At 48.4% G+C, this 20,463-nt stretch carries 16 protein-coding genes and 2 pseudogenes; 11 read left to right on the top strand and 7 right to left on the bottom strand.

Features of this window, described 5'->3' with window-relative positions; translation table 11 throughout:
• Nucleotides 1–55 precede the first annotated feature (55 nt).
• From EL645_RS07910 to EL645_RS07865, 10 genes and pseudogenes are all read left to right on the top strand, one after another.
• On the top strand, nucleotides 56–589 hold the full coding sequence (locus EL645_RS07910) for a hypothetical protein (protein ID WP_126549517.1): 534 nt from the start codon (nucleotides 56–58) through the stop codon (nucleotides 587–589).
• Nucleotides 590–1,344: 755 nt separating this feature from the next.
• Nucleotides 1,345–2,013 carry a sigma-70 family RNA polymerase sigma factor gene (locus tag EL645_RS07905; RefSeq protein WP_126549516.1) on the top strand — a complete coding sequence of 223 codons (669 nt, stop codon included), beginning with the start codon at nucleotides 1,345–1,347 and terminating at the stop codon, nucleotides 2,011–2,013.
• Nucleotides 1,994–3,214 (top strand): hypothetical protein, encoded by a 1,221-nt coding sequence (locus EL645_RS07900; protein WP_126549515.1) that lies wholly within the window; start codon nucleotides 1,994–1,996, stop codon nucleotides 3,212–3,214. Before EL645_RS07905 ends, EL645_RS07900 begins: the two co-directional genes overlap by 20 nt.
• A 526-nt stretch (nucleotides 3,215–3,740) precedes the next feature.
• Nucleotides 3,741–3,965 carry a helix-turn-helix domain-containing protein gene (locus EL645_RS07895; RefSeq protein ID WP_126549514.1) on the top strand — a complete coding sequence of 75 codons (225 nt, stop codon included), beginning with the start codon at nucleotides 3,741–3,743 and terminating at the stop codon, nucleotides 3,963–3,965.
• 852 nt (nucleotides 3,966–4,817) lie between these two features.
• On the top strand, nucleotides 4,818–5,591 hold the full coding sequence (locus EL645_RS07890; RefSeq protein ID WP_126549513.1) for a class I SAM-dependent methyltransferase: 774 nt from the start codon (nucleotides 4,818–4,820) through the stop codon (nucleotides 5,589–5,591).
• Nucleotides 5,592–5,675: 84 nt separating this feature from the next.
• On the top strand, nucleotides 5,676–5,873 hold the full coding sequence (locus EL645_RS07885) for a hypothetical protein (protein ID WP_126549512.1): 198 nt from the start codon (nucleotides 5,676–5,678) through the stop codon (nucleotides 5,871–5,873).
• A 24-nt stretch (nucleotides 5,874–5,897) separates the two neighbouring features.
• Nucleotides 5,898–6,152, top strand: a pseudogene (locus tag EL645_RS07880) (class I SAM-dependent methyltransferase); the annotation flags it as partial.
• 32 nt (nucleotides 6,153–6,184) lie between these two features.
• Nucleotides 6,185–6,541, top strand: coding sequence for a hypothetical protein (locus tag EL645_RS07875; protein WP_126549510.1), 357 nt, complete (start codon nucleotides 6,185–6,187; stop codon nucleotides 6,539–6,541).
• 296 nt (nucleotides 6,542–6,837) lie between these two features.
• Nucleotides 6,838–7,935 carry a Gfo/Idh/MocA family protein gene (locus EL645_RS07870; RefSeq protein ID WP_126549509.1) on the top strand — a complete coding sequence of 366 codons (1,098 nt, stop codon included), beginning with the start codon at nucleotides 6,838–6,840 and terminating at the stop codon, nucleotides 7,933–7,935.
• 33 nt (nucleotides 7,936–7,968) lie between these two features.
• Nucleotides 7,969–8,745 carry an SDR family oxidoreductase gene (locus EL645_RS07865; RefSeq protein ID WP_126549508.1) on the top strand — a complete coding sequence of 259 codons (777 nt, stop codon included), beginning with the start codon at nucleotides 7,969–7,971 and terminating at the stop codon, nucleotides 8,743–8,745.
• Nucleotides 8,746–8,808: 63 nt separating this feature from the next.
• Here the strand turns inward: EL645_RS07865 and EL645_RS07860 are convergent, their stop codons facing one another.
• The gene (locus EL645_RS07860) at nucleotides 8,809–10,017 is read right to left on the bottom strand and encodes a hypothetical protein (RefSeq protein WP_126549507.1); all 1,209 of its coding nucleotides are present in this window, start codon (nucleotides 10,015–10,017) and stop codon (nucleotides 8,809–8,811) included.
• 311 nt (nucleotides 10,018–10,328) lie between these two features.
• On the opposite strand from EL645_RS07860, the gene EL645_RS07855 reads away from it, so the two are divergent.
• On the top strand, nucleotides 10,329–10,745 hold the full coding sequence (locus EL645_RS07855) for a hypothetical protein (RefSeq protein WP_126549506.1): 417 nt from the start codon (nucleotides 10,329–10,331) through the stop codon (nucleotides 10,743–10,745).
• Between the two features lie 124 nt (nucleotides 10,746–10,869).
• On the opposite strand, the gene EL645_RS07850 is transcribed toward EL645_RS07855, so the two are convergent.
• The 6 genes and pseudogenes from EL645_RS07850 to EL645_RS07820 all read right to left on the bottom strand — a co-directional run bounded on the left by EL645_RS07850 (nucleotide 10,870) and on the right by EL645_RS07820 (nucleotide 20,063).
• Nucleotides 10,870–12,630, bottom strand: a complete 1,761-nt coding sequence (locus tag EL645_RS07850; protein ID WP_161977212.1) for a dynamin family protein — start codon at nucleotides 12,628–12,630, stop codon at nucleotides 10,870–10,872.
• 68 nt (nucleotides 12,631–12,698) lie between these two features.
• Complete coding sequence (locus EL645_RS07845; RefSeq protein WP_161977211.1) at nucleotides 12,699–13,679, bottom strand: diacylglycerol/lipid kinase family protein; 981 nt, start codon at nucleotides 13,677–13,679, stop codon at nucleotides 12,699–12,701.
• 146 nt (nucleotides 13,680–13,825) lie between these two features.
• Nucleotides 13,826–16,482 (bottom strand): annotated as a pseudogene (gene alr, locus EL645_RS40815) (alanine racemase).
• Nucleotides 16,483–17,328: 846 nt separating this feature from the next.
• Nucleotides 17,329–18,495 (bottom strand): DNA-processing protein DprA, encoded by a 1,167-nt coding sequence (dprA, locus tag EL645_RS07830; protein ID WP_126549503.1) that lies wholly within the window; start codon nucleotides 18,493–18,495, stop codon nucleotides 17,329–17,331.
• A 9-nt stretch (nucleotides 18,496–18,504) separates the two neighbouring features.
• Nucleotides 18,505–19,323 carry a peptidase MA family metallohydrolase gene (locus tag EL645_RS07825; protein WP_126549502.1) on the bottom strand — a complete coding sequence of 273 codons (819 nt, stop codon included), beginning with the start codon at nucleotides 19,321–19,323 and terminating at the stop codon, nucleotides 18,505–18,507.
• Nucleotides 19,324–19,328: 5 nt separating this feature from the next.
• A complete protein-coding gene (locus EL645_RS07820) occupies nucleotides 19,329–20,063 on the bottom strand; it encodes a gluzincin family metallopeptidase (protein WP_126549501.1) in 735 nt (244 codons plus the stop codon).
• Between the last annotated feature and the right edge of the window lie 400 nt (nucleotides 20,064–20,463).

The raw sequence follows: 20,463 nt of genomic DNA, 5'->3' as shown, positions 1-20,463 counted from the left end.
GTAGCTTGATATGTGGGTATGTGTTTTATGTTGTAAGGGAAAGGGATATCATACTATGTCACATGTACGTTTTTTATGGATCAATCTTGGTTGCTTGCTTGTTGCTATATTCTGCTTGTTGAGTTGTGCTCCAGGCGGCTTCGCTTCTTCCTCGCATCCAACAAGAGCTAATACGACTGTCGCAGGAAAAAGTGCTCTATCTTCTGTTGGATCTATTCCAACCACTGTCAGCAGTACGGAACGGGTACTGGTGCCGTTACGGGATCGGATACTAACCATTACGCATATTCAACAGAAGGATGACTCAGATGCCACTACACGCGAAATTAGCGTTGCTATGCTGTTACAGAATGCTACGCGACAACCAATAGCGAACCATGCCTCATATTTTCGTCTGGTGACCTCTGAAGGCGATACATTTGGACAACAGATAGAGACATCTGCGAATTTTGATCATCCTATTGCTGGGGGAGAAACCTATAGCGGCAGCATCACTTTTAGCGTTTCAATAGGTGTGAATGCAAGATTGCGCCTACTTTATCACCCTGAGCAATCAACCCAGACAGCACTTATACCACTGGCTATTTAAAATGCTGTTCAAGCGTATGAATGCAGCTGCCTGATAGACGACCCCATTTGCCCGCAAATGATCAGCTTGAATGCTGAACCCGTGGCCATAAGTGAGCTGTATTTACGATTGCCACGCATAGCTTTTTGCCTGGTAGGATAATTGCACATTAACAGTATGTATAAAGTCTCTACAATTTTGGGTCGGTTGCCTTCTTTTTATGCATGGACATGGAACTGCGTCTGTTCATAAGCTCGATGCAGCTCACTATGCTTTTATATGTTTTTCAAATTGAGAGAATTAAAGACCGTTGTTGACTAAACGCTGTTAAAGAGACTTTTTTCGGATCTCTAGTCTATCACTTTCCTTGCTCGCTTTGTTGACTTTATACAAGTGGTTCCAATCTACATCGCATGAATAGGAGTCTATCAGCTGTAGTAATAGGAAATATATTGAGAGAGAAATTCTAATTGGAGCAGATCATATTTCCTTTGACCATTTTATCTCTTAATATATATGCTATTTGCCTACTTCATTCTAGTAGTACATTGGAATAGGTACTTGACAATTTTCGCTGTATTAAGCAAAATTGTAAAAAAGCCCGATTTGTGAGAGATGTGCATCTGTATGAGTCGTATATTTATCATGGATTAGGCGAGTGTACCACCGATCACGGTATATTCTTTCCCCCTTTTTGAGTCGCCTTGTTGTAGTACTACAAACAGGTGCCAGCGGCTCACTAATCTGAAAGGATATACACAGGTCTGCAAGGAGCAATGATGGTGCGACATGAATGGTCCGATGAGGATCTAGCCCAAAAGCTGCATGATCGAGACCCCGAGGCACTAGAAACCCTCATATCCCGGTATTCTCGTGAAGTTTTTTATTTTATTCGTTTGGTGCTTGATAGTGTTGGGGTAACGCAAGATGCAGAAGAGTGTGTCAATGACCTGTTTGTCGCTGTCTGGCAAGAGATTGATACCTTTGACGCTACACGCGGGACCTTGCGCACGTGGCTCACGATGCGCGCAAAATATATTGCTTTAGATCGTCGACGCCAGCTGTGCCGTCGTCAGACACACAACGTTCAATCCGCTGATGAAATTCGCCAGTGGAATTCATCTGATACTAATGGAAATCGTAGGTCTTCTGGCTGGGGATATGAGCAGGAAGCGCGTGCGACATTGCCTCCACATCCAGAAGCAAGTATGGAAAATTTGCTAGAGCAAAGCGAAAGGCGTGAGGAATTACGCCTCGCGTTGGCGACGTTGCCCGAACTTGACCGCTTTCTGATCTATCATCGCTATTTTAAATTTGCTAGCACTGAGGAATTAGCGGCAAAGACGGGATTAACCCGCCATGCCGTTGACACGCGACTCTGGCGAGCGCGCAAAAGCTTACGCGAGGCGCTCAAGGAGCATGCCCATGAGTATGAGCGAATTTGAGGAAAACTCACCAGAATCACAACCCGAAATATTTTGCCTCCCGAATATGGAAGGTATATTTCCTGATGATTTCTCGATGGATGAGATTGAGTTTGCCTGTGAGTTAGATGCCCTATTTTCTCCTGAGCAAGAAGAACTTCCGCCTTTGTTTGTACAGACATTGATGGAGTCTGAGGATAAGCGTTTCCAATCTGTTGAACATGGATTTGAGTTGAAGACGCGAGCCGCTGTATTTCGACGTCTTCAACTGGAACGTCACATTGTTCGTTCGCCACATCCATCGTTGCGCTCAACTTTGTTTGATGGATTTACGACTGTCTCTCACCCTCTGTTAGCTTTCTGTGCATCCTGTGTACTGTTTATGTTGCTTACGGTAGTGGCGACTGCCCCTGCCTTTGCTTCAGGCCTGAATTATCTGTTGACCGGTGCGCACAGTGGGGTATTGCTGGTCAATGAGCCTCCTCCTATTGCCTCTTCTTCCCAGATTACAAAAGCGAAACATGACCAGGGAAGCGCGAAAGTTGAAACACAGCAAATTAGTTTGATACAAGCACAGCAACGCTTACATTTCCCTCTCTCTATCCCTTTAGCTGTGCCTGCTCGTTATAATCAAAGTGATTTTTATATTTACGAAGGCGATAAGACCTGGGCGGATGGTCCCATTATGGTTGTTGAGTATACATATTCTTTGCCCGGGGTCGCTCCTAAACATATTACTATCTGTGAGTTTAAGCCACAGAGTAACGTCTATCTGGTTGTTAAGGATGGAGCGGCTAAACAAATACCAGTTACTCATGGCGGGAATAGTGACTCTGCTATCTTTGTGGAAGGACATTGGACCCAGACCGGAGATTCTAACGCTACCTGGGTCTATAATGATCGCAGCGAGATTGTTGATGAGCAGAATGGTGTCGTCTTCTGGATCGTTGGTGATCCGAGTGATGGTATTAATAACGCCGAACTTACTTCGGTAGCCAATTCGATGCAGATATTTGATTTGCATGCTGGCCATCACATCGGCGGCCGTATCGACCGCGTCACACAGAGCGATGAAGACACTCCACAATTGTTTGCTAATGATGTCATTTCCCTGGACAACCCGGATAACAATGATGGCCCTTCATTCCGGCTGGTAGGCGCTACCTCAGACCAACCACAGAGCCGCAATGGATTAAACAGTCAGTTTTCCTTTATTGATTAGAAATATGCCAGTTTCGCGTCCTCGGCGCTCAAAAAAGATTTAGCTTATCAGGAGGCCCCCGCATTGTTCGAATATCCATTCAAACAATGCGGGGGCCTCAAATCTTCGGGATGCCTCATGTTTTCTGCACGACACAATAAAAACAATGCGGGCGCGAATGCGCACGTCATTATGAAGCAAATTTTCTTGTTAAACCGTATAGTATACGGTGAGATTTTTACTACGTTTTACTCACCTGAAAACGAATTATGGCTTATATCAATACCTGTATTTTTTGGGGAAATTGAATGCAAGGTTTAGGCCTCTAGATGCGTTTATAATAGAGGATAATCTTTGATATGTTCTACATAAAAAAAGGGTATTGTTGACTTTGAAAGATTACTATTGTTGTGTCACTAGACAACAACCTGTACCATCTGGTATGCTATTTGATGAAGATAGAAAAAGTGTATACAGGTTTTGCATCAGTCGTCTTCTCTTGCAACGTCGCTGGAGAGGCTAGTCATACACCTCGAAGGAGAGGCAGATGAAAGTTGCAACTAAAGTGAGAATGACAAGATCTCACGGTATTCCCAATTTACGTGTACTGCGTCAAAAGAAAGGGCTGAGTCTGGGGCAACTCGCGGATCTCTCAGGTCTGCGACGCGATACCATTACTCATCTCGAAACCGGGCGTGAAGAGGCTCAACCATATCATGTGCGTATTTTAGCTCGTGTGTTGGGGGTTCCTACTTTTGAACTGGTCTCTTAATTAAGTACCGATTTGGGACCAATGCCAGGGCATCTCTATGATGCCCTTCTGGTCATTCTTTCTTCATTATAAATATTCGCTTTGGCTCATTTGTCCAGGTATAAGAGCTGACGCGAATATTTTTTTGTGTCCTTTTTCGCCTCCCTCCCTATAAAAGATTTTTGAGCGCCAAAGGCGCTCAAGAAGATTCTTGTGTGGTGCAAAAAGTGCGCAAAGCGCACTTTTTGCACCACACAAGAAAAAAAGCTCGGGCGCGTTAGCGCACGTCCGCATAGGAGCGAGATGTTTCCCATGATGATGGGAGTAAGGCACATTCTCTGCACCAACATAAAAAAATCTGTTCGGACGCGCTGCGCCTGTATGGGGAGCGAGAGATACCATTTCCCATAGACATAGGAGCAAAACATCCTGTCTACATCTGTATCAACAAACGGTATACAAAACTCCTATATTCTCACCAGGAAATTTTCTGGGTTTGTTTAATCTTTTATAGATGTAAAACAACATTCACGTAGCTTCTATTAATATAGAATAACGATAAAACTTATGAAAAAACTCATTCTAGAAGGTTACATATGATGAATTTTTGCCTTAAATATGATATATTGAAGTTAAATCTTAACAAGATCCTAAGAAGCCTCATTAGCATATTGCTTATAGAAGAGCGTGTTTGTATAATAAGGGATAAGGACGCACAATTTTTGTATAAAGAATAGCACCATGTGGTGGATTGTCTCTTGGAGCATAGTAGAAAGGAATCGACGCTGTGCTAGCACAATATTCAGAGTCCGGTGATGCGCAGGTATTTGATAAAGAGAATCCGATCGAAATTGCCCGGCTCACCGAGCAAATCTGGCTATTTATCAAGGCTATGGGGGGCCACTGAATGGATTACCTGATCCCCGGCTGCTGCAGCGTGTATTAGATATCACCTGTGGACCTGGAGATTGGGGCCTGGAGGTGGCGTTTTCTCATCCACATTTAGAAGTCGCAGGCATTGATGTTAGCCGAGCTGTGATTGATTACGCCAATGCTAAGGCCAGATCACAAGGTTTAAGAAATGCCTCATTTGGCGTTATGGGCATCTTAGATGAGCTGGATTTTTCGGATAATACGTTCGACCTCATCCATGGTAGCTTTCTTTCTGTACGGGTGCCGCGCGAATCCTGGAATAGTGTCTTGAAAGAATGCTGGCGTATATTGCGTCCTGGCGGCGTGCTACGGCTCATCGACACAGATGGCGTGGTGACAAATAGTAGCATCTGTGAAAGCTTTAATGAGTTAGTGTGCCGCGCTTTTCATACTGCCGGATATGGTTTTTCTCCTGATGGCCGCAGCCTAGGTATTACTCCAGTGATTGAGACCCTCTTTCAAAAGGCAGGTTTTCAACATACGCACTGCACGCCATATCAGATTAATTTTTCCGCTGACACACCCTCCTGGATGGAAGTCTACCGGAGCCTGGAAGTTATCGGGCGACTTTTGCAGACTGTATTGACTCAAGAGGGTGCAGTTGCCGATGCTGATATGGAACAAGCCTATAAACGTGGAATAATTGAGCTATTAGCGGCAGATTTTTGTGGTATCTGGCCTTTTGTAAGCGTATATGGAGTCAAGCCAGAATAATGGCTGTTCCGTTGCTTCCCTGATATCAGGCAAGTCGTCAGTACACTTCGTGATGAGAAATATATCTGGAAAGGATGTGCTCTCTTGTCGATCGACCCATTATCTGATACTCAAAAAACGTCAGATACCATGTTTGAGATAGATGCCCCTGTTGAGTTGGCGCGTGTCAGTGAAGAGATTAAAAGTTATACAAAAATGATGGGGAATGATTTATTGGCGGGTTTCCCCAATCCTAAGGATATTCAGGTAGTTTTGAACTTGCCCTGTGGGCCTGGCGACTAGGCCCTTGATGTAGCATTTCGCTATCCCCATATGGAAGTGGCTGGCATTGATGAATCTGAACATGTCATTGATTATGCTCGTGCCAGGGCCAGAGGTCAGAATCGTACCAATATATCTTTTGGCGTGATGGATCTGCATGGGCGCTTAGATTTTTCAGATAACACATTTGATATTATTCACGGGCGTTCTTTTAGCGAATTCCTGCGTAAGCCACAGTGGATGCCAGTTTTGGGGGAAATTTTGCGTATATTGCGTCCCGGGGGATGTTTCGCCTGGTAAGTTCGGACTCTATTTTGTCTAATAGCGCGTCCTTGCAAAAAATATCTGATTATATCAACACTTCTCTGCAGCAAGCTGGTTATGGCTTTTCATCTGATGGCAGGACACTGGGTATTACTCCCGTCATAGAGCATCTTTTGCGCAAAGTTGGTTTTGTCGAGGTGCATCTGGTGCCATATATGCTTAATTTTTCGGCCGGTTCTCCTAACTGGCATATGCTCTATCGTAACCTGGAGATCATGTCACAACATTTTGCGCCTATGCTGCAATACCAGGGTCTGACAACAGAGGAGAGCGAGGCTCTCTATCGACAGGCCCATATTGATATCCGATCTGAGGATTTTTGTGCCGTAGAGTATCTTTATGCGGTTTATGGTAAAAAGAAATAAATGCTTAAACAAATGAATATAGAATTCGGGGCGTTATCCAAAGTTGCTTATGCGTGAGGATGGCGCCTGGCTCTCTATCAGTATAAATACCTTCTTCCCCTCGCAGATGCATTTTTGCCCTCAGCTTATGCTCCCTTGAAATCTCTACCATCTATGGTATGCTACATATTGTTGGGTAGACTTATATAGGTGGTGAATCAATCTATTTATATTTATCTATCTATGGCTCCCCCCAAATGCCAGGCTGAGGCATTTATTTTATGCTATCCATTATAGATAAGGAGTATTATTCAGCAATGACGAGCGAAACACAGAATAAAAAATTTCGTGTAGGAATTATTGGTTTAGGGTTTGGTGGTGAGAGTGCGCTCAAGGGTTTTCGGTTGCTGTCAAATGTTGAGGCTGTAGCCCTGGCAGGACTTGAAGAAGACCGTTTGGCGTATCTGGGAGACACATATGGAATTCCTGTAGAAGGTCGTTACCGGGACTACCAGGACCTGCTGGCAAATGAGGAACTGGATGCGGTTAGTATCGGCGTCCCCAATTCTTTGCATGCTCCAATTGCTATTGCTGCTTTAGAGCGTGGATTGCATGTGTTATGTGAGAAGCCGCTGGCTCGTAACAGCGAAGAGGCTGAGGCTATGGTTCAGGCAGCCACTAAGGCCAACCGCGTCTTGCAGGTCGTTTTTAATCATCGTGAGCGCAATGATGTACAGACCTTGAAGCGTTATATTGATGAGGGAAAATTAGGCAATATTTATTATGCCAAAGCTTACTGGATGCGCCGCCGAGGCATTCCTGGTGCCGGCTCCTGGTTTGTAAACAAAAAAATGGCCGGTGGTGGCCCCCTTATCGATCTAGGTGTGCACGTGCTGGATATGGCCCTGTACCTGCTTGAAGAACCTTCTGTGTTGACGGTCAGCGCTTCAACTTATAATGAGTTGGGAAGTCGGGGTGTTGGTTTCGACGTGAATGCCCGTAAATCAGGGCTTGGCAGTGGCTATGAGGTTGAAGATCTGGCCACCGCGTTTTTGCGTCTCTCAACTGGCGGCACTTTGCTGTTAGAGACCAGCTGGGCAACCCATAGCAGTGCACAGGATGACTATGGAATTGTGCTTTATGGTACCGAGGGTGGCGCTGAGATTCGCGTCAAAAACTATAATACTGAGAATACCGTGACCATCTATACCGATGTTGCTGGTGTGCCCTCTGAAATTCAGCCCCGTGTACGTGGTGGGCAATTTCATAATGCGGTTACAAAAGAATTTATCGAACGCGTTGCGGGCGGCAACTGGTCGCTTTATAATGGCTCAGATGGTTTGCGCCGTGCTCGCGTCATTGATGCCTGTTATGCTTCCGCTTTACAGGGGCGTGAGGTTCTAATCGAGGCATAATCATTATTAACTGGTTTGTATTGGAGGAGATATATGAGCGAGACGGCTCAGGCGAAAGCCGCTTTGATTACAGGTGGGTCCCGTGGAATCGGAGCCGCTACCGTTCTGGCATTGGCCGACCGTGGCTATGATGTGTCTTTTAACTATCGCAATAAGGCCGGACGCGCCAATGATGTCGTCTCTCAAGCCACCAGTCGAGGTGTGCAGGCCCTGACCGTGAGTTGTGATATCACGCGTCCTGAGGATAGAACCAGGCTCTTTGCCGAGGTACAGCAATGGCATGCCCGGCTAGATGCTTTAATCCTTAATGCTTCTGGTGGTCTGGAGAAGGATGCGCTGGCATTGGATCCTGATTATCCAATGCACATTAATCGTGATGCCCAGGTTGCCCTGGTTGATATGGCTCTTCCTCTGCTGCGGCCTGGCAGTACGATTGTCTTTATTACCAGTCATTGGGCTCATCTCTATGGACATGGTATCCAGCATGTGCCAGCATATGAGCCAGTGGCAGAGTCAAAATATGCTGGCGAGCAGGCTTTGCGAGCACGTATGCAAGAGTTCGCTGATCGTGATATCCGTCTGGTAGTGGTGACCGGTGACCTGATTGAAGGCACCATTACTCCCAAGCTCTTAGAGCGCTCAGCGCCGGGCCTGGCTGCCAACCGGAGCACTCAGGTGGGCCCATTGCCTACCGCGACTGAAATGGGCGAAGCGATTGCTAATGCTGCGACTGATACTAGCATTCCCAGCGGTCATACTATCGTTATTGGTGGTTCTCTTGAATCGCTGATGGCTGAGAGGATTTCTTAACTTCTGCTGCTACTTATGCATCCAGGCGATTTTGTGCGGGAGACGTTAGCGTCTCCCGCACTTTTATTTTGCCTCTGATACGAGAATGGGCAGTTCTGGTTGGAAGGCTGGATAATAAGGCGGTTCTTCGGTATCCGGCCAGAGCAAGCGCATTTTCTGGGCCAGCGCATAAAGTGTATTGCCAATGGCCTTCATATATCCATAAGACTCTGTCAGGCGGGCGGCATTCTCAAAGAATAGTAGATAGCGTTGGCGATCGGTCAGGGCCATAATAAAACGATCCTGCGGTAGGATAATATCCAGGGGCACCATGGTATGGAAGCCAAGCACCCATGAGATGGAGGCCTCGATCAGCCCATGCTGGAATAGCGTGTCATCGCTTGCCGCGGGGCAGCCCTGGCTGAGCTCAGTACGATAACGTGCCTCCATGCGTTGTACGATGTCTTCGGGTATGCGATAGAGGCAGCGGCAGGTGGGAAAAGGTACCCTGCCATATGCGCCTTCTAGCAGCGCATGGGTATACATTCCGCCTTCAAAATCAACCATGCGCATACCGTGCTGCGTCTGAATTACATTGTCGGGGCAGGCATCACCTTGCATAAAGGCCAGAAAAGGACCTGGATTGGTAAGCGCCATTTGTAGTGTCTGCAGCTCTTGAGCGATACCTGGTTCTGGCTGCACATTGAGGGTGGTGAGAATCTTCTCCATTTGCGTCTGTAGCCAGCTATATTGGAAATATTCGCTATCCTCCATCGGTCCCAGCGCTGTCCGAATAGCTGTATATGCGGCCTGTTTGCCAGCTGAAAGGGCGTGCAGGCGTCCGTGAAGCGCTGCATACTCCACCAGGGCTGTCTCAGCTAACCCTGGATCACTGCCCAGTAATGTATGGTTGAGCTGACTTCCCGTTCCTAAATCTTCCATAATGAACAATCCCAGCTCTCGGTCGCCGGCATAAAATTTAGGAGCCAATGGCTCTTCTGGAGATAAGGACTGGATAAATTGTAGACTGGCCCATTCATTTAAGAAGAGGGGATGAACCTGAGTCAAAGGGGTACCATCGGGCTGGCTCGCCTGCTTAACGATGACGCTGGGAGCTAATATATCAGCTCCCTCAAGTACGGGACAGCGATAGACCTTTGAACGTTGGCTGCCACCTAGATCTTCACCGCTACCAAGCTTGATGGTTGTATTATAGTGCCGGGTGAGTAGTTGCTCGGCCTGTGCAATGGTTTCTACCGCTTGCAGAGGTTGTGTTGTTTGGTCTTGCGACATCGGGTTCCATCCTTTATGTTTATCTCTAATTATGCTTAGTGCCCTGCTCAACACGCCAGTAGATATTATCGTTCCTCTGCATCAAACCTTCATGAGTACTGATCAGCTCACATCGGTGTGAGTCTGATCAGGGTGATAGTGTTTGAGAATATCATTGACCTGCTTTTTGCTATAGTGTACCCCATTCTTAATTTGATTAGCTAGTTTGTACATAGCTGTGCGAAATACAACTTTATAAATATAGTAGACGTAATGTAAAAAGAAGAGAACATACACATCTTTAGGGACTTTTGAGAGTGAGGTATTACAGCATGGCACCACAAATGGATTCACAGGAGCAGCGCCCCAATCCAGCGGCTTATCAGGGTTATGAAGGTACCGCAACCGCCGGTCGGGATGTACCACCCTATGAGCGAGAGCAGGCCGCCTATGGCCAGCCAGTTGGTACAAATAAATTTGAGGATGATAATTTCGTGGAGGCGGTTGCCCAACGTCTAGGACAACGCCTGACACAGAATCAAGATTTTAGTGGTAAATTACATCAACCACGTAGCAGCAGGCCCAGAGCATCCGCTGGTCAGCGTCTGGCATTGGCCATTGTTTCGCTCGGGGTACTTATACCTATTTCCAGTGACTTAATGCAAAATGTTGGTAGTGCTATTGGCTTTGGCATGTTTTTTGCGGCTTGCGGTGCTATCGTTCTCATTAATCTGATCTTCAATTTGTAACCCTATACAGGCAAATTAATAAGCGTGAAAATTAAAGGTCTCGCACTGGGCCTTTTAATTTTCACGGGCATTCTAATCTTTCTTCTGACTCTGCCTCTGGTGCATAATATGCTCCAGGTAGCACCTATCTAGCCTGGCCTTTCTCTATCTCATTTTTAATGGTATTGATAGTGGTATCCAGCTGACTAATGCGCCCCTGGATCTCGGCTGTCTTTTGTTGCTCTGAGCGTACAAAGCGCGTATAAGGTGCGATGGCGTCTTCAATACGGCTGACCGAGTTCTGTAACTCCTTGCGAAACTGTTCGCTCATGGCTGTACTCAGACCTTCTTGCAGCTCTCTCATTTTCTCATCGAAGGCTCGTTTGGCCTGTTTACGGCGCAGTGGAATAATACCATACCCGACTAATAGCAAGCCTATCCCTGCAATAATGCCGGTGACGTCGGCTGCCAGTGTTCCCATAAAAGCCACAATGATTGCTCCCAGTCCGATACCGCCAGCTCCAGTGATCACTGCCTGGGCTACCGTACTCCGCATGTCCTGTGATAACTGGGTAGACTCAGCTTCTTGATCGTAGGTTTGGATAACTCCGGTGACGGTATGTGCGACGGATTGGAGAAGGAGGCGACGATTGTAGTCAAACTGGCGACTGACCGTCCCGATCATTTTGTCTTCGCGCCGCAGGCTTACTTCGCGCCGTCGATCGATATACTCCATGATATTTTGCCAGAAGTGATGTTCCTGTTCAACCATCCAATCGATCATCTCTTGTACCGCGTGTTCGATGCGCGCCGCACTATCTCCCAATACCTCATGTTCGAATTCACGACGAATACGTTCACCTTGCACCAGGTCGAGAATGCGGCGCAGGCGAATGGTATCTTCAAAGAAGTAATCGCCGCGCTGGCGCATCTCCAGGACGACATTGGAGATTTCTGTCAGACGATGTTTGAAGTTACGTTGCATATCCTCGCGATAGTATGTGACCTGATCTTCGATATTGGTGACGGTACGTGCGTCTTCGGTCAGGAGTTTGGCGCGCTCCTCCACCGAGGTTCGTGTTTGATCAAGGAGACGCTGCATAACGCCCAGCGGGCTTAATAGCTTCAGGCGTACACGCTCCTCGGCGTCCAACGTCTTAAACAGATACTCTTCGAGCTGGCCAAAATGGCTGCGTTCCCATAGTTCCACTGCCTCATGTCCGACCGCCTGGCGTGCCTGTTGCGCCTGTAGTGCTGAGACCGGAAAGATATCAGGTTTAAATCCTAACAATTGCTGACAATTGCTGGAGATAAAAGCTGTGATTTTCTGCAATTCTTCTGGTGAGCGTAGCAGATCAATTTTATTCAATACGAACACAACTTTTTTGCCCCAGGCACGGATGCGTTCAAGGAAATTCTTTTCGCTCTGGGTAAAGGGCCGATCGGTTGAGGTGATAAACAGGATCAGATCGCTGCGGGGTACAAATTCTTCGGTGAGGCGCTGGTGTTCGAGTAGGATCGCATTAACACCTGGCGTATCTACAATACTGATGTCGCGTAAAAATTCCGCCGGATAATCCATTTCAAGGATTTCCTGTGCCAGTATATGCTGCGCCTGCACATCACCATGGCGCAGGATTGTTACCTGGTGTGTGGTTGGAATGACCCCTTCTTCCAGCACATCACTGTGGAGCAGGGCGTTGATGCAGGCAGATTTACCGGCATTGAACTCGCCCACAATTACCAGCAAGAATAGATCATCGAGTGAGGCCGTGACCTGGCGCAAAGTTTTCTCATAGGGTTCGCCCCCCTCAAAATTTTCCAGGCAGCTTGCCAGATCAATCGCTAATTGCTTTTCCTGCTGTAAGAGGGCACGTTGCCGCTCTTGTAAGATAGATTTGGCCATACTCTTTTTATCTCCTCTGCGCGGCCGCTGTATTACCATCGATCGCGATGGGTTGTAGTAATAATACGTTACAGCGGCTGCTGAGAGAACAAATCTTTAGGAGCCGTGCGTGGCACAATCACTTTTAATGCTTGAGGTGCGACACTCAAGAGGGTTGGCTCTTCTTCTGAAGTGCTGGTATGGCCTAGTGGTTCGCCGTCAACCTGGATAGCGACTGCCTCTGTGGTGGTAAGCTTAATGGTCTCACCAGTTTCGTAGCGTACCCACTGGCGACGTTGGTGGCGTCTGAGCAGGAAATCTATCAGGACCGCTCCTCGGCGTAGCAGGCTCTGTCTGCGTATGACACAGAGATCAAGGAGCCCATCATCGCATTTTGCGCGCCAGGTATATTTCATGGCGCCACCATAAAGTTGTGTATTGCCGATGATTACCTGGAGCGCATTAACCTTAATTGTCTGTCCTCCCAGCGTCACAGTCGCCCGAAAAGCTGGATAGCGGGCTCCCCACCAGGCTGCTACCAGCAGATAGCCAACCACGCCCAGGCGTTTGACCGGTTTTTTCTCTACTGCCTGTGTAACCTCGCCATCTACTCCAATACCAACCATGAGCAAGAAATAGCGATCTTGAATTTTACCCAGATCGATGCGGCGTGTTTGACCATTGAGTAAGATATTGCAGGCACCGTTGAGGTCCAATGGAATGCCGACTTCGCGGGCCCAGACATTGACCGTTCCACTGGGGAGGACCCCCAGCGCCGTCTCGCTGCCCGCCAGTCCTTGAATTATTTCATGAATAGTGCCATCCCCACCGATGGCGATCACTACATCGATCTTTTGTTGCACGGCCTCACTGGCCAGGCGTTTGGCATCACCACCAGCCCGGGTTAGTTTCAGCTCAGCCTGCCAGCCCTGCTTACGAAGCGTTGAGACGATATTCTCAATCTGATGGGCATGGAATGTATAACTGCCTGAGGTTGGATTCGCGATCAATATAGCTTTGGTGCTTTTTTTTTCGAGGGATGAATTCGCTTGATCTGTCGTCTCTTGCATTATGAACCTCATTACTATTGATTACTCAACGCCTTCCACTATGTCAAATAATTCTCGTTCTGCAATCATGAGTTTATTCTCTTCATCTCTGTTACGTATTATCGACGCAGCCGGTTGTAGTGGCGGTCGGGCTAACTCAAGCTGGATTAATCCACGCGCGGGACCCGGGCGAGCAATTCTGAGACGACCTCGTAGTTGATGGTGCCCAGTCGGCTGGCAATTTCTTCCGCTGTGAGGGTCGCTTCCCCCTGGTGGCCGATCAATACCACTTCATCGCCCATGCGTGCCTGTGGAATATGGGTGACATCGATCATGCTCTGGTCCATACATACACGGCCAATGAGCGGCGCTTCTTGACCATGAATAAGGACACTCCCCAGTTCTGCGGACTGCGGCGAAAGCCATCGGCGTAGCCAACGGGTAGGACGGCGATACGTGTGGGACGTTCTGTGACATATGTACTGCCATAACTGATACCCTCACCAGCGGGTACCCATTTCACCTGCGATACCTGCGTCTTAAATGAGAGGGCGGCCCGGAAGCCTTCTGGCAGTCGTACATAGGGGGATGGGTCCAATCCATAGATGGCGATACCAGGGCGTACCATATCGAAGCGTGCTTCGGGGATGGTTAATGTGGCAGCACTATTAGCGGCATGGACGATTGGTGGACGCAGCCCTTCTGCCTCCAATGCCTGTAAGACCTCCTGGAAGCGAGCGAGTTGCAGACGCACATGGCTCTGGTCTTCAGCGTCGGCCTGGGCGAAGTGGGTGTAGAGACCTTCGAGTTCTAGCCCTGAGAGTTGGCCAGCTTCACGCACCAGTTCTATGATAGCTGGTAGCTCTTCAAAACGAATGCCCAGCCGTCCCATGCCGGTATCGACTTTGACATGGACCTTGACCGTTTTATCCAACGCCTGTGCTGCCTGTGAAAGTGCCTGCGCCTCTTCTTTGGAGTAGATGGTCACACTGACGCCTAAACGCAGGGCTTCGCGCATTTGCCAGCGCGGTACATAGCCAAAGACAAGAATTGGGGCGTTAATATGCGCCTCGCGCAAGGGTAGGGCTTCGCTAACCGTCGCTACCCCAAGCATACTGGCCCCATTTTGCAGCACTGTGCGGGCGACTTTGAGGGCGCCATGTCCATATGCATCGGCTTTGAGTGCGACCAGGACCTGCGTCTGGGGTCCTACCATGGATGCGATATGGCGCGTATTGCTGCCGATGGCGTTCAGGTCGATTTCCACCCAGGTCGGACGCTCGGCGTGTCGGAAAATGGTCTTTTTCCAGCCGGGCGTCTGGCGTACCAGCAGTTCTGAGGCCTCCCAGGGACGAGCCATCAGCAACTCGGTAACCCGTTCCATGCGTGTCTCTTCCGAACCCTTGATTAAGATTACCGCATTTTTGTCGGCATCAGGAAGAGATGCCAGAATGCGGCGCGCCGCCTGTGCGGCATCTTCGTGGGTTGAAGTCATGATGATATGTTCAGTATCCATACCTGCCATTTGCGCTTCTTCGGCGATCAAGGTGGCCCATTCACCACGCGTGATTAGATAGTCGACGTAGTGGGTAATTTCTTGCCCGATGGAGCGGTGCGCTTCCGCTTCAAAATCACCTAGATGCAGCATGTCACCCAGGATCGCGATGCGCTGACTCTGCTCTCCAGCTAATGCACTGAGTGTCTGTAAGCCTGCTTTGACAGAGGCGGGCGCCGCGTTATGGGTGTCGTCCAGCAACATTGATTGTCGAATACCAGGGAGTGGATTGAGCCGGCCTGATTGAGGCTTCAAAGTGGTCAGTGCCTGTTCGACCAGGGTTGGATAGATGCCACGGCTAAGCCCAATCTGGTGAGCGGCTAGCATGGTAGCAAAGTTGTGCTCTCCCAATAGTTGTGAGCTTAATTGGAGCGTCGCCCCATTATGCTCGCCTTTCCCATGTTCTCCGTTGCCTGGACGCGTGATTGTTCCCTGGATGCCATTCCAGCCGACTGTCACCTGGCGGCGTTCAGCAGCCTTTCCCATGGTGTCTGGCAAGAAGGGATGGCAGGTTACGGTGCGTAAGACCTGGTGCACATGTTGCTCCAGCATGGACTGAATGATTGGATCATTCTGGTTATAGAAGAATTGTCCGCCCTCGGGCAAACTGGTGAGCAGGGTACCTAGCTCAAAGGCTAAATGTTCAAGTGAGCTAAAATATTGGAGTTGAACGGGGCTGATATTAGTCAGGACGCCAATCTGTGGACGTAACATACGACAGAGGGCGGCGATTTCGCCGGGATGGTCACAGCCCAGTTCAATGACGGCATATTCATGTCGTGCTTCCAGACGTCCCAGTGATAGCGGAATTCCTAGCATATCGTTATAATTTTGCCAGCTGCGAAAGGTTGTAAACTGGCGCGAGAGTACGGTTGCGATGGCCTCTTTGGTACTCGTCTTGCCTACGCTGCCAGTGACAGCAATAACCGTGGGATGCCAGATTTCCAGGATCGCGCTGGCGTATTGTTGCAGGGCCACGCGTGTATCCTCAACCACAACTATTGAGACCTCTTCACTGGCAAGGGCGGATTTAGTCTGTTCGGAAAAATGTTGAAACACCTGCTCCTCTAGTAGAAGCCCAACTGCTCCTTTGCGGATGGCATCGAGTACATAATCATGGCCATTGCCTCGTTCTCCGCGTACCGCAACAAACATTTCGTTGGGCATCACCTGGCGTGTATCGTGGCTAAATGCCCGGAAATGGGTATACTTACTCCGCTGACGCAGGCTACCTTGCGTTGCTCTCAATAGGTGATCAAGATAGATCATGGTATTCCTCTATGTTAAATTAGATGTGTAATGTGTAGCGTGATGGTGTGTATATTTTTTACCATCTGCTTTGATCCATAAGGCGAGATAATACTCTTCCTTGCTTAAGATTACCATATCACTGCTATCCCTATGATCGTGTATGAATTTTTATACATTGGTATACACCTGTGTTTATTATATGTTGTCTGAATATTTCCCCCGTGCGGACGTGCGCTGGCGCACCCGCACCTTTTTTCTTTATGAGTCACCCTAACTTTTGAAAAAGTTTCCAAAACTGGTGGTGCAGGGTCTTCCCTGCCGGGGCGCGGGGTGTCCCCGCCCTAACCTTTTCCCTTTCGCGCCGCCTGTGGCGGCGCGAAAAAAGAAAAGAGAGGTTTGGCGGGGACACCCTGCGCCCCGGCAGGAGGGCTCGCCGCCCTCCTGCACCACACAAGAAAATTTGTATGAGGCTTATCTCCTCTGAAAATGAGCGTTTTCATGTCGGATGGTGTCGCCAGACATGAGAGTCTTGTTGTATAGCATGATTTTTATTATGTGGTATGTAAGATGTTTATTCTGCATTTTATGCGTCAAATAATAAAAAATATGGGCCTATGTCCTTTAGGGGGAAAGCGGGGTGCAGGGGCGGTAGCCCCTGACGGAGCGCGAGGTGTCCTCGCCACCCACCCTCTCCGTCCTTCCCCCGGAAGGACGGAGAACCAAAAATATGAGAACCAAAACAATAATTATAGTGCAAAATTTCTTTTGTGCTGAAAAAGTGCGCCCTGCGCACTTTTTCAGCACAAAAGAAATTTTGTTCGGGCGCGTCAGCGCACGTACCAGAGCCAGTGTGAGCACTTATTGTTATATGCTCAGCATATATTGCATATTGCCAACATGTTTGATAAGACCATCTAATTCCAGGATGGTCAGGGTGGCTGTGACAGTATGGGCGGCGAAGCCAGAGGCACGGATCAGATCATCTATATGTTGGGGTTCGCGGGTCAACAGGGCCAGCAAAACCCTTTCCTCCTGGTTCGCCGGCTGGCGCAGCGTAAGCGTTTCGTCTTGAGGTACGGTGTGGATATTGAGGTGATCCAGAATATCGCTGACATCCGTGACCGGGTGTGCGCCATCCCGAATAAGTTTGTTGACGCCCGCTCCGTTGGCTGAAAAGATGTTGCTAGGGACCGCATAGACCTCTCGACCCTGGGTCAGGGCTGAGTTGGCCGTAATCAGGGCTCCGCTTTTGGGAGGGGCTTCTGTGACCAGCACACCCAGGGAGAGCCCTGAGATGATGTGGTTGCGCGCTGGAAAGTTGCCCGCTTCAGGTTTTATACCCAGCGGAAACGCGGTTAGTAGTACGCCTTGTCCCGAATCAACAATCTGCCTGGCCAGGTGATAATTCTCCGGTGGATAGATGGTATCTAATCCACAGGCTAAGACAGCAATCGTGCGTCCGCCATTGTCGAGTGCCGTATTATGGGCTACCGTATCTACTCCCAGGGCCAGGCCACTGACAATAGTGATACGCCCCTTTACCAGTTCCTTTGTAAAATGTTCTGTAACCTGGCGTCCATAGTGGCTCATTTTGCGCGTGCCAACGACACCAATACTGTAGTGTAGATCGTCTGAGGTCAATTGCCCGCAGGCATATAGTACAGGTGGGGAATACTCAATTTTGCGCAATAAGGGAGGATATAAGGCGTCCTTCCAGGTGATCACCTGGATGCGTAGTTTTTCTATGCGCTTTAATTCGTGAGGGGGATCAATGCAGGCGCGCTGTTTCAGGAAACTCTCAATGGTGCGCTGATCCAGGCCCACGCAGGCCAGTTCATGGGCAGTCGCCTGCCAGGCGCGGGCCACATCTTCCTCGAAATAATCTAATAACATTTGAAAGCGTACCGGACCAATGCCCATGACGCGACTAAAGGCGATCCAGTACGCTAGTTCCTCTAAAGAGAGCGCATCTGAAGGATAATATCGGGCTAAGGGATCATACACTTCCACCCGCCGCTGCTTCTTGCCCATAATGTTGCTTTACTCCTCTATATTTAGCTTAGGCTCCTCCATTGTCGTCACCTCTGGATTTCCCCATGGATAGGGTTGATAAGCAGAGTAAGAGGGAGGAACACTGTTTGCTGTGTTGGCGTATTGTTCTGCCGGCCCGTATGGTCCTGCAGGGCTATATGCCGATGGTTGACTATAATGGTGATTGGGTTGCTGTCGATCTGGACCGCTGTAATTGATATAGTTTCCTGGGTACATGGAGTTTGGTACTTGCTGTAATGCCGCCTGCGCCCTGACTTTGCGGCGGTTAATCAATACAAAGACTAACAGAGCAATACCGCCTAGCAGTGGCACTACTATTAAAAGTCCCCCGGCCGCTATTAAATAGCTATCACTGGTATCTGCTGCTACCACTGGTTTACTGTCAACCGCTGGGGTTGCCGGTTGTTGCGTTTGTTGGGTACCTGATAAAGTGGCTGGTTGATTGAGGCGAAGGTGCCACTGGTTCTCCAACTGTGATGAATCTACGCCCAGTGATTTTTGTAGATCGCTATCAAATGATTGATCTGTGCTATGGGTTGCTTGAATTAGTGCCGCCATCTTTTTAAGCCCGAACGTTGCATACATATAACTAACCAGCTTCCAGCTCTGAGCATATGCCTGGTAGGCTTTTTGTGCATCCCTGGGAAATGAAGCATCTAAACCTTGCAACGGAAGCAGGCTGTGTTTGGTGAGCTCATCATTAAATGTATTTTGCATATTGGCTTCATGGTAGGCCTGATTGTAGACGGCCAGACCCTCATCAAACCAGGTTGGGACATTACCCTGGGCAGCCTGATGAAAGACCAGGTGTGTTAGTTCATGGGGAGATCGCGGCTCAAGGTGATATCGTCTGGTCCACTAACGACGACAGATGCCTGGTTAAGCTGGAAGAAAGTGACCCCTCCGACCCATTCAACTGTGTCTGGAGGGAGTGAGCTATGAAAATCATCATTGTTGTCATATACCCATAGATTAACCGGCTTCTGCAATGGCGTGCCCAGATTTGTATAGATACGCTTCAAACTATTGGTGGTCTGTGTAAGCAAGATCTGCCCAAAGTCCGTTGAACGATTATACCAGTTGACCTGGTAGAGCCCTTGAGAGAGATGTTGCCACTGGAAACGCGTATCAGTAATCTGAAATTTCTTGGCCTCACTATCATATTGATGGCCGTTTATATCCTCGATGGTCCAATGGTAAGTGAGAATAGTTCCGACCGGCATAAAATGCTGCTGATCAAAAACCTCATGCCATTGAAAGAGTATATCGTGGGCCTGTGTATGAGCTACAGCATGCACTTCTGTCATATGCTCATAATTGAAATCAAGTGAGAGTGTAGCAAGCTCTAACGGTGTTGCCGCATCGTGAGCATCCAATTGAAAATCCATAGATTTTGGAAAGTTAAGTGTAGCCGTCTCTGAGCTTACGCTGATCGGCTCAGCCGCAACAGCTGCATGGGCGTGAGAAGATAGATTTGCCAATATGATAATAATAATTGATAGAAAAATAAGAAGGCGCCCGGTAATATGTATGAAACTCAAGCGCATAGATCAAACTCCTTGTGCCAATTCGAGAATATCAATTCTTATTATATATGATCAGAATATCGGCTGTCTTACTTTACTCATCCATATAGTACGCATGGCTTGTCCAGGCTCACAGAGACTGCGTGCGCAGCCGCGCCCGAGCTGCTTTATTATATTTGCAGAAAATGTGTTTTACACATTTTCTGCAAATATAATAAAAATAATAGGGAAGTGGGATGCAAAAGCAACAGCCTCTGCACCCCGTTTCCCTTAAAGGACGGAGAGCTGTGTGTGCTTCTCTTTCTCTCTGCAATATCGAGCCTGCATTTTCACGCCTTCAATGCTCAAAATAATTTTTTCTCAGGTGGTGTGGAAAGTGTGCAGCGCACACTTTCCACACCACCTGAGAAAAGGGGTCGGG

It is taken from the genome of Dictyobacter kobayashii (assembly GCF_003967555.1).
Classification (GTDB): domain Bacteria; phylum Chloroflexota; class Ktedonobacteria; order Ktedonobacterales; family Ktedonobacteraceae; genus Dictyobacter; species Dictyobacter kobayashii.
This window is presented reverse-complemented; position numbering and strand designations above follow the sequence as displayed.

Bases quoted from the DNA above. Each gene is read 5' to 3' on its own strand.
- EL645_RS07845 (WP_161977211.1), bottom strand. From the start codon at position 13,679: ATGCAAGAGACGACAGATCAAGCGAATTCATCCCTCGAAAAAAAAAGC.
- dprA (WP_126549503.1), bottom strand. From the start codon at position 18,495: ATGGGCAAGAAGCAGCGGCGGGTGGAAGTGTATGATCCCTTAGCCCGA.
- EL645_RS07870 (WP_126549509.1), top strand. From the start codon at position 6,838: ATGACGAGCGAAACACAGAATAAAAAATTTCGTGTAGGAATTATTGGT.
- EL645_RS07860 (WP_126549507.1), bottom strand. From the start codon at position 10,017: ATGTCGCAAGACCAAACAACACAACCTCTGCAAGCGGTAGAAACCATT.
- EL645_RS07850 (WP_161977212.1), bottom strand. From the start codon at position 12,630: ATGGCCAAATCTATCTTACAAGAGCGGCAACGTGCCCTCTTACAGCAG.
- EL645_RS07910 (WP_126549517.1), top strand. From the start codon at position 56: ATGTCACATGTACGTTTTTTATGGATCAATCTTGGTTGCTTGCTTGTT.
- EL645_RS07900 (WP_126549515.1), top strand. From the start codon at position 1,994: ATGAGTATGAGCGAATTTGAGGAAAACTCACCAGAATCACAACCCGAA.
- EL645_RS07895 (WP_126549514.1), top strand. From the start codon at position 3,741: ATGAAAGTTGCAACTAAAGTGAGAATGACAAGATCTCACGGTATTCCC.
- EL645_RS07865 (WP_126549508.1), top strand. From the start codon at position 7,969: ATGAGCGAGACGGCTCAGGCGAAAGCCGCTTTGATTACAGGTGGGTCC.
- EL645_RS07855 (WP_126549506.1), top strand. From the start codon at position 10,329: ATGGCACCACAAATGGATTCACAGGAGCAGCGCCCCAATCCAGCGGCT.
- EL645_RS07905 (WP_126549516.1), top strand. From the start codon at position 1,345: ATGATGGTGCGACATGAATGGTCCGATGAGGATCTAGCCCAAAAGCTG.
- EL645_RS07820 (WP_126549501.1), bottom strand. From the start codon at position 20,063: ATGCGCTTGAGTTTCATACATATTACCGGGCGCCTTCTTATTTTTCTA.